This is a genomic window from Melioribacteraceae bacterium (assembly GCA_019638015.1).
In the GTDB taxonomy this organism is placed as follows: Bacteria; Bacteroidota; Ignavibacteria; order Ignavibacteriales; family Melioribacteraceae; genus JAHBUP01.
In genome coordinates this window covers 2,021,452-2,037,046 of the sequence record JAHBUP010000001.1, presented here as the reverse complement: position 1 = coordinate 2,037,046, position 15,595 = coordinate 2,021,452, and the positions used below count along the sequence as shown (strand labels likewise).

15 protein-coding genes are annotated in these 15,595 nt (G+C 35.0%); 10 read left to right on the top strand and 5 right to left on the bottom strand.

From position 1 onward, the window contains the following. Positions 1-20 precede the first annotated feature (20 nt). The 10 genes from KF816_08650 (at position 21) to KF816_08605 (ending at position 10,764) form a co-directional block, all read left to right on the top strand. Complete coding sequence (locus KF816_08650; GenBank protein MBX3008081.1) at positions 21-1,319, top strand: TolC family protein; 1,299 nt, start codon at positions 21-23, stop codon at positions 1,317-1,319. Continuing rightward, positions 1,320-2,513 carry an efflux RND transporter periplasmic adaptor subunit gene (locus KF816_08645; GenBank protein ID MBX3008080.1) on the top strand — a complete coding sequence of 398 codons (1,194 nt, stop codon included), beginning with the start codon at positions 1,320-1,322 and terminating at the stop codon, positions 2,511-2,513. Further along, positions 2,513-5,617, top strand: coding sequence for an efflux RND transporter permease subunit (locus KF816_08640; protein MBX3008079.1), 3,105 nt, complete (start codon positions 2,513-2,515; stop codon positions 5,615-5,617). Before KF816_08645 ends, KF816_08640 begins: the two co-directional genes overlap by 1 nt. Positions 5,618-5,683: 66 nt before the next feature. Beyond that, on the top strand, positions 5,684-6,025 hold the full coding sequence (locus KF816_08635; GenBank protein MBX3008078.1) for a P-II family nitrogen regulator: 342 nt from the start codon (positions 5,684-5,686) through the stop codon (positions 6,023-6,025). 35 nt (positions 6,026-6,060) lie between these two features. After that, on the top strand, positions 6,061-6,561 hold the full coding sequence (locus KF816_08630) for a hypothetical protein (protein MBX3008077.1): 501 nt from the start codon (positions 6,061-6,063) through the stop codon (positions 6,559-6,561). Between the two features lie 59 nt (positions 6,562-6,620). Then, positions 6,621-7,094 carry a hypothetical protein gene (locus KF816_08625; GenBank protein MBX3008076.1) on the top strand — a complete coding sequence of 158 codons (474 nt, stop codon included), beginning with the start codon at positions 6,621-6,623 and terminating at the stop codon, positions 7,092-7,094. Between the two features lie 65 nt (positions 7,095-7,159). Then, a complete protein-coding gene (locus KF816_08620; protein MBX3008075.1) occupies positions 7,160-7,510 on the top strand; it encodes a hypothetical protein in 351 nt (116 codons plus the stop codon). A 19-nt stretch (positions 7,511-7,529) separates the two neighbouring features. Beyond that, the gene (cadA, locus tag KF816_08615) at positions 7,530-9,617 is read left to right on the top strand and encodes a cadmium-translocating P-type ATPase (protein ID MBX3008074.1); all 2,088 of its coding nucleotides are present in this window, start codon (positions 7,530-7,532) and stop codon (positions 9,615-9,617) included. 50 nt (positions 9,618-9,667) lie between these two features. After that, positions 9,668-10,132, top strand: a complete 465-nt coding sequence (locus KF816_08610; GenBank protein MBX3008073.1) for a hypothetical protein — start codon at positions 9,668-9,670, stop codon at positions 10,130-10,132. A gap of 26 nt (positions 10,133-10,158) precedes the next feature. Further along, positions 10,159-10,764 carry an isoprenylcysteine carboxylmethyltransferase family protein gene (locus tag KF816_08605; protein MBX3008072.1) on the top strand — a complete coding sequence of 202 codons (606 nt, stop codon included), beginning with the start codon at positions 10,159-10,161 and terminating at the stop codon, positions 10,762-10,764. A 47-nt stretch (positions 10,765-10,811) separates the two neighbouring features. Here KF816_08605 and KF816_08600 read toward each other — a convergent pair whose 3' ends face one another. The 5 genes from KF816_08600 to KF816_08580 all read right to left on the bottom strand — a co-directional run bounded on the left by KF816_08600 (position 10,812) and on the right by KF816_08580 (position 15,562). Next, entirely contained in the window at positions 10,812-11,216 is a 405-nt protein-coding gene (locus tag KF816_08600; protein MBX3008071.1) for a hypothetical protein, read from the bottom strand. A 183-nt stretch (positions 11,217-11,399) separates the two neighbouring features. Continuing rightward, complete coding sequence (locus KF816_08595) at positions 11,400-13,136, bottom strand: multicopper oxidase domain-containing protein (protein MBX3008070.1); 1,737 nt, start codon at positions 13,134-13,136, stop codon at positions 11,400-11,402. 8 nt (positions 13,137-13,144) lie between these two features. Further along, entirely contained in the window at positions 13,145-14,200 is a 1,056-nt protein-coding gene (gene hydE / locus KF816_08590) for a [FeFe] hydrogenase H-cluster radical SAM maturase HydE (protein ID MBX3008069.1), read from the bottom strand. A 27-nt stretch (positions 14,201-14,227) separates the two neighbouring features. After that, the gene (locus KF816_08585) at positions 14,228-15,166 is read right to left on the bottom strand and encodes a HAMP domain-containing histidine kinase (GenBank protein MBX3008068.1); all 939 of its coding nucleotides are present in this window, start codon (positions 15,164-15,166) and stop codon (positions 14,228-14,230) included. A 27-nt stretch (positions 15,167-15,193) separates the two neighbouring features. Further along, positions 15,194-15,562: a CZB domain-containing protein gene (locus KF816_08580; protein ID MBX3008067.1), complete on the bottom strand. Its 369-nt coding sequence runs from the start codon at positions 15,560-15,562 to the stop codon at positions 15,194-15,196. Between the last annotated feature and the right edge of the window lie 33 nt (positions 15,563-15,595).

Here is a 15,595-nt window from a genome sequence, read left to right as displayed (position 1 = left end):
ATTAATTTATTTGGAGAATTATGTTGAGTAAAACGAAACCCCGTTTTGCGGGAAACAAACTTTTTGTTTTGTTCGCAATTGCAATTTTACCGCTTTGCATTTACGGACAAACTGAAATTAGAAAACTTAGTTTAAATGAAGCTGTTGAAATTGGATTAAAGAATAATCCGGAAATAAAGAGTGCAACAGAAAATATTTCAGCATCTAAGGGTAGATTCTGGAGCGGGATATCATTACCTCTGCCGGAAGTTGGTGTTAGTTATGAATATGCACCGGTGAACAGCAGTTTAAGTAATTACAGCGAAAAAACTCTGGCTGTTAGTCAATCTTTTGAGTTCCCTTCTAATTACTTTTTGAAAGGGAGCAAATTTAACAAGGAAGAAGAGATTGCAGTATATAAACTAAACATGACTGAGAGAAGCATTATAAATCAAGTAAAGACAAGTTACTACAAAGTTCTGGCTAAACAATACCAGGTAAAGTCTGCTGAAGAAAATCTTGTTATCTCGGAAGATTTTTTTAAGAAAGCTGAGATAAGACAAAATGTTGGTGAAGGAACGAATCTTGAAAGATTGACCGCAAAGGTCCAATACACAGAGGCGCAGAACAATCTGGAAGTTGCAAAGAATGAGCTAACAACAGCGTTTGCCGAACTGAATTACTCACTTGGATATGGAAAACAAAGTTATGAAGCGAATTTCAATTTAATCGATACGCTTGTTTTTGTTGATCACAAAATCAGTATAGAGCAAATCTACAAATCGTTGGAAGAAACAAATCCGCAGATAAAGATTGCCGAATTGAATTATGGAATAGCATCTATCGAAAAAGGTCTTGCATGGTCTTCCATCCTGCCTAATCTTAATCTGGCTTATTTCAAACAAACGCGCGACGGCAATAACGGATTTTACGGAGCTTCATTTGGAATATCGGTTCCGCTTTGGTTTATGTTCGATCAAAGAGGAAAAATTCAAGAAGCGGTTGCAAATCAGTCTATATCTGAATCGGAACTGCAATTAACAAAGAATGAGATCGCTTTAAGAATAAAAAGCGCTTTTACAGATCACGAAAATAATCTAAAGCAGGTAAAACTATATGTGAATGATATTCTTCCACAAGCCGAAGAGATTTACAGAACAGCTATAAAAAGCTACGATGCCGGAGAACTTACATATCTTGAATATCTGCAGGCGAAACAAACTTTGATTAGCTCACGGAACAATTACATAAATGTTTTATTCAATCATTATCAATCAGTTTTTAGAATTGAAGAAATAGTCGGGCAAAATATTATTGACAAATCAGAATTGGAGAAATAAATGAAATCAAGTATCAAATTATTAATAGCCGTTAATGTATTAGCGATTGCCCTATTGGGATGCAGCGGTAAAGAAGAACCTAAAAAGGAAGAAAGCCATAATGAACACAGTGAAGTTGTAAAACTATCGGCTGAATCAATAAAGCAAATAAAATTGGAAACCGAGACAGTATCATTACAACCATTCACTGGTTATTTAACAATTCCGGCAAAGGTAATAACTAATCAAGATAATGAAGCACAGATAGGTTCGCTTGTTCAAGGAAGAGTTCACCAGGTGTTTGTGAAAGTAGGAGATTTTGTTAAAGCCGGACAAGTATTGATGACGGTTGAAGGTCTTGACGTTGGTGAAATAAAAGCCGGTTTCTTAATTGCAAAAGCGGCACTTGATTATGCAAAAGCAAATTATGAAAGACAGAAGAAATTATTTGATGAGAAAATAGGATCGCAAAAATCATTACTAGAAAGCCAGGCTGAATTTGAAAAGGCGCTTGCTGAATACAAAGCAGAGGATAAAAAAATTCATTCGGTTGGTCTTAGTGATGAAGATGTAACCGACGCAAAGATTAGCGAAGAACATATTTCCGGCACATTGCCAATTAAATCATCCATCAACGGTATAGTAGTAGAAAGAAATGTTGTTATAGGACAATTAGTTGATGCCACAACAAATGCTTTCAAAGTAATTAACACATCTACTGTTTGGGTTGACGGACAGATATACGAAAAAGATATAACGAAGATAAACCAGAAAACAAATGCATTTTTCACCTCATCAACTTATATGAATGAGAAGTTTAACGGAAGAATAATATATATAGGGCAGACGGTTGACGAGCAAACAAGAACAATTACAATACGGGGAGAGTTTGAAAATTCTAATAGCAAATTAAAACCGCAAATGTTTGGCGAACTAAAAATTCCTGTGAGCGGGAATGCAAAAGCAATTATGATTCCGGAAGAAGCAGTTGTTAAAGAAGCCGGGCAAGAATATGTGTTTGTCCAAAAAAGCAAGACAACCCCACCAAGCAGCGGGCAAGAATTTGAAAAGAGAATAGTGATTACCGGATTATCTGTTGATAACCGGATTGAAATTAAAGAAGGATTGAAAGAGGGTGAAAAAGTTGCATCGAAAGGAGTGTTTTATCTAAAGAGTGAACTAAAGAAAGAAGAATTGGAAGGAGATGAACACTAATGTTAGAAAAAATTATATCTATGACTCTGAAGCAGAAAGGAATGATAATATTTCTTTCGTTTCTAATTGTTGGGCTTGGAATTTATGCTTACACGAAAATTCCAATTGATGCTTTCCCGGATGTAACAAACATACAAGTAGAAATTATAAGCCACGCGGATGGACTCTCTGCGATAGAAATAGAAAGAAACGTAACCTATCCGATAGAAATGGCAATGCGGGGATTGCCGGATGTTGAACAAATGCGTTCGGTAACAAAATTCGGGCTTTCAATTGTTACAATAGTCTTTAAGGATAATGTTGATATATACTTTGCCAGGCAGCTTGTCTTTGAACGGCTTGGAGAAGCCCGAGAAAACGTACCTAAAGGTGTTGAAGTTGCAATGGGACCAATAGCAACTGCAATGGGAGAAATTTACCAATACACACTTGAAGGAAAAATGCCTTCTGATTCACTTGGAAAGATGGCTTATCTAACAGATTTAAGAACTTTGCAAGAATGGGTAATTACGCCGCAACTGAAAAGTGTTGCCGGAGTAAACGAAATAAATTCATTCGGCGGATACTTTAAGCAATTTCAAGTATTGATTAATCCGGAAAAATTATTAAAGTATGCCATAACAGCTGATGAAGTATTTGCAGCCATTGAGAATAACAATAAGAATGTGGGTGGAAATATACTTGAAAGAAATTCAGATCAGTTCATAGTGCGTGGAGTAGGTTTAATAAAAGAGCTAAGTGATATTGATAATATTGTATTAAAATCTGTTGGCGGAACGCCTACTTTTATACGTGATGTTGCGCAAGTTAAAATTGGGGAAGCTGTTCGAATGGGCGCTTCGATGAAGAATGGTGTTGATGAATCAGTCGGTGGAATTGCAATGATGCTTCGTGGCGAGAACAGCCGCGAGGTTGTAGAAAGAGTAAAAGCTAAAGTTGATGAAATTAATGAAAACAATATTTTGCCCGATGGGATTAAAATAGTTCCTTACTACGACCGAACGGAAATTGTTGATGCAAGCATTTGGACTATAATACGCGCACTGCTGGAAGGTTCAATTCTTGTATTAGTAGTTACTTTTCTACTTCTAAAAAGCTTCAGAGGTTCAGCCGTAATATTGATAGCATTACCTATTTCTCTTCTACTAACTTTTGTGTTTATGAAGTTGTTGGGAATAAGCGCAAATCTTATGTCTATTGGCGGATTGGTAATTTCAACGGGTATGAAATTCGATGCATCAATTATCCAGGTGGAAAATGTGCAGAGAATGCTGAATGAGGAGAAAGGAAAGTTTAATAAACTATCCTTGATTTTAAAAGCAATACTCGACGTTAGAAAACCGAGTATATATGGTGAAATAATAATTGCAATTACATTTATACCGATTCTTGCATTAGAAGGTATAGAAGGTAAAATGTTTGCGCCTTTAGCAATAACAGTTGGATTGGCAATAATAGCAACACTGTTAATGTCCATCTTCATAATACCACAGCTTTGTGCCATCTTCTTAAAGCCTCAAGTAGAAAAAGAGAGTGCAATAATGAGATTCTTTTCTACAAAATATCTCCCTCTTTTACGTTTTAGTATGAAAAGGAAGAAATTATTACTTGCCACAGCATTAATAGGATTGCTCGGTTCGCTTGTATTATTAAAAAATATTGGAACAGAATTTATTCCCATTATGGATGAAGGTGCATTTGATATGGATGTTGCATTGCTGCCGGGAGTTTCATTATCCAAGTCAATGGAAATAAATAAAATTGTCGGAGAGAAGTTAAAGGAATTTGATGAGCTTGATGTTGTAGTATCCAGAACCGGACAAACCGGCGTGGCATTAGATACGCGAGGCGTTGATAAAACCGGTTACGTAGGTGTATTGAAACCAAAAAGCGAGTGGACGCGGGATATAACAAGAGAAGAACTTACAAATGAAATGAGAGAATCTCTTGAAACGATACCGGGAATAGCATTTGGATTTAGTCAGCCCATTCAGTGCCGTATAGATGAAATAGTTGCCGGAACAAGAGCACAATTAATTCTAAAATTATTTGGTGAAGATATTGAACTGATGAAACGAAAAGCTGATGAGATAACTAAAGTTCTATCTAAAATTGAAGGCGGGACAGATTTAATTGCTGAGAAAGTTTCCGGACAACCTTATTTAACTATTAATGTTGACCGCTCCAAGATAGCGCGGTATGGATTAAACATAAGCGATGTTCAAAATGTTATCGAAATTGCAATTGCCGGTAAAGCGGCATCTAAGTTTTACGAAGAAAACAGAAACTTTGATATAACTGTAAGACTGCCGGAAGAAAAAAGGAACTCGATAGAGACGATTGAGAATATTTTGGTTCCTACAAAGACGGGAACGAATATTCCACTTGCTCAATTAGCAGAAATAAAAATGATTGAAGGACCCGTCCAGATAAGCAGGCAGGATGGAATTAGAAGAATCGGAATTGAGATGAATATAAGTGGAAGAGATATAGGAAGCTTTGTAGCTGAAGCAAAACAGAAAATAAAAGAGAATGTTCAGCTTCCGGCAGGTTATTATTTAACGTGGGGCGGTCAGTTTGAGAGTCAGCAGAGAGCAATGAACAAACTTATGATTATAGGACCATTAGCAATTGGATTAATTCTACTTTTACTATTTGTCACTTTCAAATCTGTAAGATTAGCTTTGCTCGTAATATCAAACTTACCGTTTGCTTTAATTGGCGGCATCATTGCCCTTTATATCTCCGGCTTATACTTATCGGTTCCAGCTTCGGTAGGGTTTATTGTGTTATTTGGTGTAGCAGTTCTAAATGGAGTTGTTTTGGTTTCTCATATATCTCAATTACGAGAGGATGGCTTGGAACTGAATGAGGCAATTGAAAGAGGAAGTATGGATAGATTGCGCCCGGTTTTAATGACTGCATTTATAACAATATTTAGTTTGGTGCCAACAATCATTACTACCGGAACTGGTTCGGAAGTGCAAAAGCCATTAGCTGTTGTAGTTGTAGGCGGCTTGATCACTTCAACTCTGTTAACATTGTTAATCATTCCATCTGTTTACAGTTGGTTTGAGAAGAGAAATGTTGAAAAAGAAATGTAATTAATATTATACCGGCTTATTGTTTAGCCGCAATAAGCCGGATACAAAATTGAAAGGGAAAATAAGATGAAAGAGATAAAAGCAATAATAAGACCGTTCAGACTGCTCGATGTAATTGACGAGCTTCAAAAAATTGAAGGGCTTCCGGGAGTAACCATATCAGAGATAAAAGGATTTGGGAAAAGCAGAGCCAAGAATGCAAAAGATAAAGTTACTTATGAATTGGTGGAATTTATTCCAAGAATACAATTAGAAGTTGTGGTTGTTGATGAAATGGCTGATGAAGTTGTTAATGTGATACAGAAATACTCCCATACCGGGAATACCGGTGACGGGAAAATATTTGTTGTGAATGTTGAAGATGTAGTAAAGATAAGAACGAATGAAAGAGGAAAAGAAGCAGTTTAGATTTAAGAATTAATCTCAAATATGATGAGGACAAAATGAAACTAATAATTTATAGAGCAATAAAAGTATTGGCGGTTACTATCTTCATGGTGATTTTTGTTTCCGGCTGTGTTTCTTCATATCATATTGGCAACATGGGAATGATTGAACCGGGTAAAATTAACTCAGCGCAAGAATTCAATATTGATAAATACAAAATGAAAATTCATGTAATATCACTAGGGGAAGAATCTGAATATATTTATTCGATAGCACTAAAAGATAAATACGATGGATCGCCAATTAATAATGTAAAGTCTACGATGAATATAAAAAAATATCCAAGTCTTTCAATGCAGCGCGATAGGCACCGTCATGGCAAGCAGATGATAAAAAGTGGTATTGAGCCAATAACAGACAAACTCTCAAATGATTACGATTATAAATATAAATTTAGCGGCAAAGGTAAATATGAACTTACCATTAAACTGACCGAGATAAATGGAAAAGAATTAGAAAAGGAAATCCAAATTTCATTCGATCAGGAAGTGAAGTGATGTTTAGCTCAAAATCTTTTTGCTGATAGATAATTAAAAGCATTTGCAGGAGAATAAAAATGAAACTATTGAATATTAGAATACCGAGAATATTCTTAGCAATAATATTCATCTCTATTTTTATAACAGGATGTAATCCATTAATTATTATTGAGTCAGGCAAAAACAGCGCCGTGCAGGATTTTTATTTTGATAACTACAAACTGCAAGGTCGGGTAACGCTTCTATCAGAGGAGAATGAATATCTTCTATCATTCTCACTTTTTGATAAAAATGACATAAAGCCGTTGGAAGGGACAAAATCTTATCTGGATATAATAAGGTATGGCCCACGCCGGCATAGATACACGCGAGAAAAGTTTCCTTACTTGAACGGATTGGAAGTAATTTTTAACAAAATAACAAATGAATATGAGTGTAAATATAAATTTACAAGCAAGAGTAAGTATGAATTGACAATAAGAATAAGTGAAATTGCCGGTAAAGCATTAGAGGAAGAGCTACTTATTTCATTCGACCAGGATACGAAGTGAAATAATGAATGCTCGTTACTAAAAATCAAATGACAAAACATTGAGAATAATTGTAAGGTGAGAACATGAGGAAACTTTCCAAGCTGGTATTACCGTTAATATCAGCGGTTGTTATAGTAGTTATTTATTTCATCTATTTTGCGCCGAGCAAAGAATTGGGCTCTTTTAGTAAATTTGGCGGCGGCAGTGAAATTAACCAGCAGATAAATGTAATGGTTGTTAAAGAAGGCGGATTTGAGCGAGATGCAAATGGGAGAATTATCTCATTTTACGCTAAGGATAAAAATAATTTGTCTATAAAAATAACTTTACATGAACCAGTAACAGACGATATTGTTGACGCCGAAGTTGTTGAACTTATGGGACATATGCACGGCGGCAACTTTACTGCGGCGAGTGTAACTGTTCTAAAATGATTATAAAATGAATTGAACTATGAAAAAATATCAGTTAAAGAATATTGATTGCGCTTCGTGCGCTGCAAAAATAGAAGAGGGGCTTTCGGAGATGGAGGGAGTGAAATCTTGCTCTGTAAATTTTGCAAGCTCTTCTCTATTCATAGATACAGACAACATAGAATCTGTGAAAAAGAAAATAAAAGAGATTGAACCAGAAGTTATTGTTGAAGAGATGCAAGATGAAAAACTAACCGAATCAAAAAATATAGTTGATGAAAACAAAGTAGAATTAATAAAAATATTTCTGACGGTTCTTCTGCTGGCGGTCGGACTACTCTTAGAGAAAGAAATTCATAATTCACCATATCGAATTGCTGAATATTTGGTTTTCATTCCAGCATATTTAATTAGTGGTTGGGGTGTATTAAGAGGTGCGTTACGAAGCATTACTAAAGGGAAAATTTTTAATGAACATTTCCTTATGACGATTGCAACACTTGGCGCAATTGCAATTGATGCGATGCCGGAAGCTGTAACCGTAATGTTGTTTTATGTGGTCGGAGAGTTATTCCAGGATATTTCCGTTAACCGATCAAGAAAATCAATTAAAGCATTGTTAGAAATAAAACCGGATTACGCTAATCTAAAAAGCGATGGTGAAATAAAAAGAGTCTCTCCGGAGAGCGTAAAAGTAGGTGAAAATATTATTGTAAAAGCCGGAGAAAAAATTCCTTTGGATGGAGAAATAATAGATGGTAATTCTTTTGTAGATACGTCCGCATTAACCGGGGAAAGTGTTCCAAGAAAAGTTAAAGAAAAAGATATTGTCTTGGCTGGAATGATAAACCAATCCGGTTTGTTAACTATTAGAGTTACTAAATTATTTAGTGAATCATCCATTTCACGAATTTTGGAACTTGTTGAAAATGCCGCTTCAAAAAAGGCAGAGACGGAAAAATTTATTACAACATTTGCGAAATATTATACTCCGGTTGTTGTGTTTGGCGCTTTGCTTCTTGCAGTTATTCCACCTTTGCTTTTTACCAATCAGACCTTTACTGATTGGATTTACAGAGCATTGGTGGTTCTTGTAATATCTTGTCCTTGTGCTTTGGTAATCAGTATTCCGCTCGGATACTTTGGCGGAATTGGCGGGGCTTCACGAAGAGGAATTCTTGTTAAAGGTTCAAACTATTTGGATGCTCTGACAAAAGTTAAGACTGTGGTTTTTGATAAAACAGGAACATTAACCAAAGGCGAGTTCAATGTATCCGAAATTGTTGTAGAAAACGGATTTAATAAAGATGAGTTGTTACGGCTTGCCGCTTACGCCGAATCGCATTCAAATCATCCGATAGCGAAATCTGTAATTGAAGCATACGGAGGAGCGATTAATCAAGAATTGATTAAGGACGTTCACGAGATAAGCGGTAAAGGAATAAAAGCAAATATTAACGGGCAAATAGTCGTTGTTGGAAATGATAAACTTCTTCATTTGGAAAATATACAACACGATAAATGTGATGTCGAGGGAACAGTTATTCATATCGCTACAAATTCAGTTTACGCCGGATACATTATTATTTCCGATACATTAAAAGAGGGCGCGGAAGAAACAATAAGCTTGCTTAAAAAGAAAAATATTAATTCGGTTATGCTTACGGGAGATAATAAAGCGGCGGCAGAATCTTTTGCCAAGAAACTTGGAATAGATAAGTATTATTATGAACTGCTGCCGGAAGATAAAGTAAATCATATTGAGCAGATTATTCAGTCATCAATTAAAGGAAATAAAATTGCGTTCGTTGGGGATGGCATAAACGATGCGCCGGTTTTAGCACGCGCCGATGTTGGAATTGCAATGGGCGCACTTGGTTCAGATGCTGCCGTTGAAACTGCGGATGTTGTGCTTATGGCAGATTCTCCTTTACAAGTTGTATCCGCAATTGATATAGCAAAGAAAACAAGAAAGATAGTCTGGCAAAATATTGGCTTTGCAATGGGAGTTAAATTATTCTTCATTCTTCTAGGCGTCTTTGGAATTGCTACAATGTGGGAAGCGGTCTTTGGCGATATGGGTGTTGCGATTATTGCAATATTGAATGCGATGAGAGTGATGAAGTAAGATTTTATTGATAATAACGATTAGAGAATAATATTTGTTGTGGTTATAAATTGAAAAATAATAAGCACTTGAGAAAACACAATACAAATACTTCCCGTAAACGATTTTTAGATTCTTCAATTTATGGAATACAAGTAAAAGCATTTTTGCAGTTGATTAGTTACATTTTAATATGTTTTATATTTATCTCAACTTTAGTATTTCTTTTCCCAGCTAAAACCAGCAAACACAGCCATATAGAAACAAAAAGCAGTAAGCCGGCAATTGAAGAAAAAGTAGTCAAAATTGCATCAATGTTCATGTGCTCTTGCTCAGAATGCAAAATGGAATCGTTAGAAGTTTGTAAATGTAACCGTGCTATTGAGGAAAGAAATCTAATTCGTAAATGCACTGAACAAGAAGAAACCGTTAATAATATTGTGCTAACTATTGCGGAGCGATATGGATTCTTAAAAGCTGAATATGCAAACAATTATAATGTTGATAAATCTCAAATATGGTCCAATTCCAATTAGTATAAACAAAAAAGAGTTACGCCATAATGAATGAAACTATCTTAAAATATTTTATGATTATGTATTTCTTGCTTTACTACGGAGTTCTTTTTGTTTTGAACTCATATTTAGTCTATAAGAGAACAGGAAAGAATCCTTATGTGTTAGGTAAAAGTAAAGGAATCCTAAGTTTTACTGAAAATGGTATTAAGATTACAGGAATAATAATTCCTCTTATTGTAATTATCTTTATACTTTCACAAGAAATATATCAATGGTTGGTCCCAATCGAATATTTAGAAAAAATATACTTAAACTTAATTGGAATCTCGATAATGCTTTTGGGATTTGTAATTTGTTTAACAGCACATTTTTATATGCGCTCCTCTTGGAGAATAGGAATTGATGTTGATGACCAGGTAAAATTAATAACAGCAGGTATATTCAAGTATTCGAGAAATCCATTTTTCCTCGGCACCTTTTTCTCTTACTTGGGATTCTTTTTAGTTCTGCCAAACATTTTATCTTTTACCGTTGGAGTTGTTTACTTCATTCTAATTCAAATCCAGGTTAGACTTGAGGAAGAAAATTTGAATAAATCATTAGGTGGCACATACGAGAATTATTGTTCCAATGTTAAAAGATGGATATAAAAGGAGACGGAAATACTTCCATCTCCTAAAATTTGAGTAATCGGAAATTATTGATGGCGTTTTTGTCTTAGAAAAAGATTATGCTCAATTGCCGGTTTACTATTTTCTGATATTTTATTTGCATTTTGGAAGACTACAGCACCGTGACGTTTTTCAAATAAGAATGGATTTCTATCAGCTATCAGATTGTTTGCAACCGGGTTAATATTTGACTGACGATTTACAACCGTGATTGCACCATGACGTTTTTCAACAAGAAAAGGATTTCTGTCGTAAACCTCATCACTTGGATTCATGCTTAAATTGTAGTTTACAATAACAACTGCGCCGTGACGTTTTTCTACAAGGAAGGGATTCTTTTCGGCATAAGTGTTTCCAGTTGGCTGGGCGTTTATTAAGGATAAAGTAGATAATACAATTACTACTATTGTTATAACGATTGACTTTTTCATGATTGTGTCCTTATTAAATTGTTAATTATATAAAGACAAAACCAATGCCATATTATTCTTTTGAAATTAGAGTGAAAATGAACACAGATAGTTAATGGGATTAAAGAATCTTAAAATAATTTTAAGAAATTTTATAAATAACAACTAATCGTTTTTGCATTCATTTAAATAAATGAAAGAATGTTATTTAACGAACAATAATTTCTTTGTTGATACAAACTGACCGGCTTTTAATTGATAGAAATAAACACCAGTAGATAATTGATAATTATGAATTGAGAATTTAGAATTATAATTGCCGGGTTGTTTGAATTCATTGACAAGTGTTGCAATTTCTTTACCTAAAAAATCGAAAACTTTCAGAGTTACATGACCAGCAATTGGTAAGTGAAATCCAATGACGGTTTCGGGATTGAATGGATTAGGATAATTCTGATCAAGCGAAAAACTAATCGGCAGCAAAGATGAATTCCCTTCTCTAACATCTGTAGGACTTGTAACTAGAAATTGTCCCATCATTCCATCATCTTCGTGAGTAAGCAAATGACAATGATACATAAAGGGAACGGTTGAGTTAGTAAAGTCTTCAAATTTTGTAATGAATCTTACGGTTTCCATCGGCTCAACTAAAACAACATCTTTTCTTCCGCGTTCGTTAAGCGGCACTTGATTGCCATTTCTATCAAGCAAATAAAATTGAACATCGTGAATATGAAAAGGGTGCGCGATTAATGTTTGATTTCTGAGTTCCCATATTTCAGTATTATTCAATGGAATGGTGTAGTTGATTTTATCCATTGAGAAAGGAGTTCCATTAATTACAAAAGGACCCGCAGCACTCATCATACCACCGATTGATGTAAATGTTAATATGCGCGTAACATTAGCAGATGAAATAGAGATTGGAGAGTTAGAAATTAAAGTTGAGAGAATTGTAGTAATTGGATTTTGTGATGCAGCAATTACATCAATTTTAAGAATTTTAAAATTAGTGCCGTTTAATTTATTGTTTGAATAATCGGGCAAACCTCCACCCATACCAACAGAACTGGAGCCGATAATTCCGGTTGGTAATTCAGAAGCATAACTCATAAGATATGTTGATTGTCCTTGCATAGATTTAAAATCAACTAAAATTTCCGCACGTTCACCAGGAGCCAAACGAAGTCGTGTTAATAGAACCGGTGCGTTTAACAAACCACCGTCGCCACCAATTTGGTAGAAAGATTTATTTCCAGTAAAACCAAAATAATAAGTCCTTTCTGTAGAGCCGTTAAGTAAACGAAGACGAACAATTTGAGCCGGGACTTGCAAGTAAGGGTTTTTTGTGCCGTTAACAAGAAGAACAGAATCGAGTTCCGAACGAACAATAAATTGTTTAGCCAAATCGAAAGCTCTTGATTGAACAACAATTGGGAAATCATCAACACCATATTTGCGGGGAAGTTTTAGCGCGGCTTCTTGTTCATCTCGAACAATGATAAATCCGGCTACACCTTTTGTTACATGTTCAGCAGTTTTTTTATGCAAGTGAGGGTGATACCAATAAGTAGCGGCGTTGTCCAAAACAGTAAATTGCGGACTCCATGTAGTTCCAGGTAAAATTACTGTATGAGGACCGCCATCATTTTGAGGAGAAACGTGCATCCCATGCCAATGAATTGTAGTTGTATCTGTTAAATTGTTCTTCACATTCATTTGAACTTGTGTGCCTTTTTTGAGAAGCAAAGTAGGCCCAAGTAAACTGCCATTAACTCCCATAGTTTTCGTTTGAAATCCAGGATAAAAATTAACAGAACCGTTTTGTATTGTGAGATTGAAGTTGTTTCCGCTTAATGTATCCGGAATAGGTAGTTTATTTTGAGCGTAAATGAATTGAAAAAATAAAAAGAAAATAATCGATATATATTTTTTGAACATAGTAGCCCTTAAAGAAGTTGATTGTTCTTAGCCAAAAAATTAAGTGAATCGCCATTTGAAAACAGTGCAACTTTTTGACCGGTCATTTCAATACGTTTAATAACACAATCGAAGCAGTCATCAGCCAAATCATTAACGCATGGTTTATCTTCATACAGCAAATAATCCTTTCTGTATTGTGTTAAAGTAACATTGGGCATTATAACATTAGCTCCAGCGTTAATTCCTTTTTCACGTCCGAAAGGATCCAAAGCTTGCAATGCTGTTGTTGCAGCAATGTTTATTTTGGGAAGAAATATTCTAGTTGCAGCAATCATTTTGAGTGATAATTCAAGCAATTGGGAATGTGAATTAGCGATATAAACCGGCTGTCCAAATAAAGGAGTCTGAGAGTGTTCAATAAAGGGACCCATGCCAATCATATCAATATCCATTTCTTTGAAAAAAAGTATGTCATTTACTAAATCTGTAATCGTTTGATGAGGAAGTCCAATCATTACACCGGTGCCAAGTTGAAAACCGATTTCTTTTAAGACCGAAAGACAATTAACGCGATCACCATAACTGTGATCAGCTGGATGAATTTTATTGTATAGAGATTCATTTGAAGTTTCGATGCGAAGTAAATAACGATGTGCGCCGGAATTAAACCAGCGCTTGTAAGTTTCAGTAGTTTGTTCCCCAAGAGAGAGAGTAATTCTTAGCTGCTGAGATGTCAAATAATTTATTTCTTCAACGATGTTTTCAATAAAAGCGATAAAGTTTTCATCTTCTCTTTCGCCGGATTGAAGAACGATTGAGCCAAAGCCTTTTTCATAGGCAAACATAGCCGAAGCAATAATTTCATCTTTTGTCATTATATATCTATTAACGGAGTGGTTGGATTTTCTAATGCCGCAGTAAAAGCAATCCTTAGTGCAAATATTACTTAACTCAATTAAACCACGTAGATAAACATCGTGACCCAGTATAGTTTGTTTAACAGCTTTGGCATCCTTGAATATTCTTTTGATTTCGGAAGAGTCTGCTTCAAGAAGGATATTTTTAATACTTGCGGAATTCATTTATAATACTTATTCATAATAGAATTTTTATTTTTTATTAACTGACAAAGGCAATGTAAACCTAAAAGTAGAACCTTTATGTTTTTGGCTTTCCACCCGGATATTACCACCATTTTTTTCTATAAATTCTTTACATAGTAAAAGACCAAGTCCAGAGCTTTTTTCACCATCAGTTCCTTCACGTCCAACTTTTTCGCCAACAATAAATAACTTGTTACGAAGTGAATCTGACATTCCAATTCCGCTATCGGCAACAGAAATTTCAACGGTAGTGTTATTTAAAAGTCTGGAACTTACAACTACCTTTCCGCCTTTTGGCGTAAATTTCACCGCGTTGGAAAGAAGATTTCTCAAAACTGAATCTATCATTTTTTCATCAGCATATACTAAACTTGAATCTTGAGCAGAATTAATAATCTCTATATTTTTATGATCCGCGTTTTGAGCTACAATTTCAATGGAATGATTAATAATTTCTGATAACGAACAATCTTGTGGTGAAAAATTAATTGTGCCTCTTTGAACATGAGCCCATTCCAAAAGATTTTCTAGTAATACAAATAAATTACTCGCCTTTTGGTGCATTTCCTTGCTAACGGTTGTTAATTCAGCTTTTGTAAATTCATTTGCGTTGGCAGCCAATAACTCTGCCAGGCCAATAAAACCTTGAAACGGGCTTCTTAGATCATGAGCTATAATAGCGAAAAATTTATCTTTCTCCGCAATTGATTTTCTTAACTCTTCTTCAATTCTTGTTCTTTTCTTTATATCGGACCAAAGAAAAACTAGAAGGAAGGGAAATACGATTATTGTCATAAGAAACGAATTGAAAACTATATTTATAATACTTGCGCCGTGATGGGAGCCCGTTCCCCCATCAATCAAGATGCAATGAGTAATAAAAATGATAATAAGAATAATGCAGAAGTATATTAAAGAACGTTTATCGAACTTAATTTTTGACATAAGACTTCTCCGAATATATACACTATACTAATTGATTGTTAATGAATCTCTCCACTTCATCATTGCTCTGGTTAATTCTCCCGAACACTTCATATAATCTTTACCTAAAGACATTGCTTCTTTGGCCTCATTAACTTTTCCATTAATAGCAAGGTCAAGAATTTTAGCTGCCTCGGTGTGAAATTTAGCATGAAGTTTTTGCACCTCATTCCAATACGGAGATAATTTTTCTTCAGCAGATAAAGAGTAAAGCCATTTACCAAAGTCGCATAAATTATCAACTCTTAAAAGCGCGACTGTAAATTCGCTTTTGCCAGTCTCAATTGCATCAATTAAACGTTGTTTCCATTTACCATGTGCAGCGATGGCACTAGAAATTTCCTCTTTATTAATCACACAACCTACTTTGATTGTTTTGAAATTATTTGA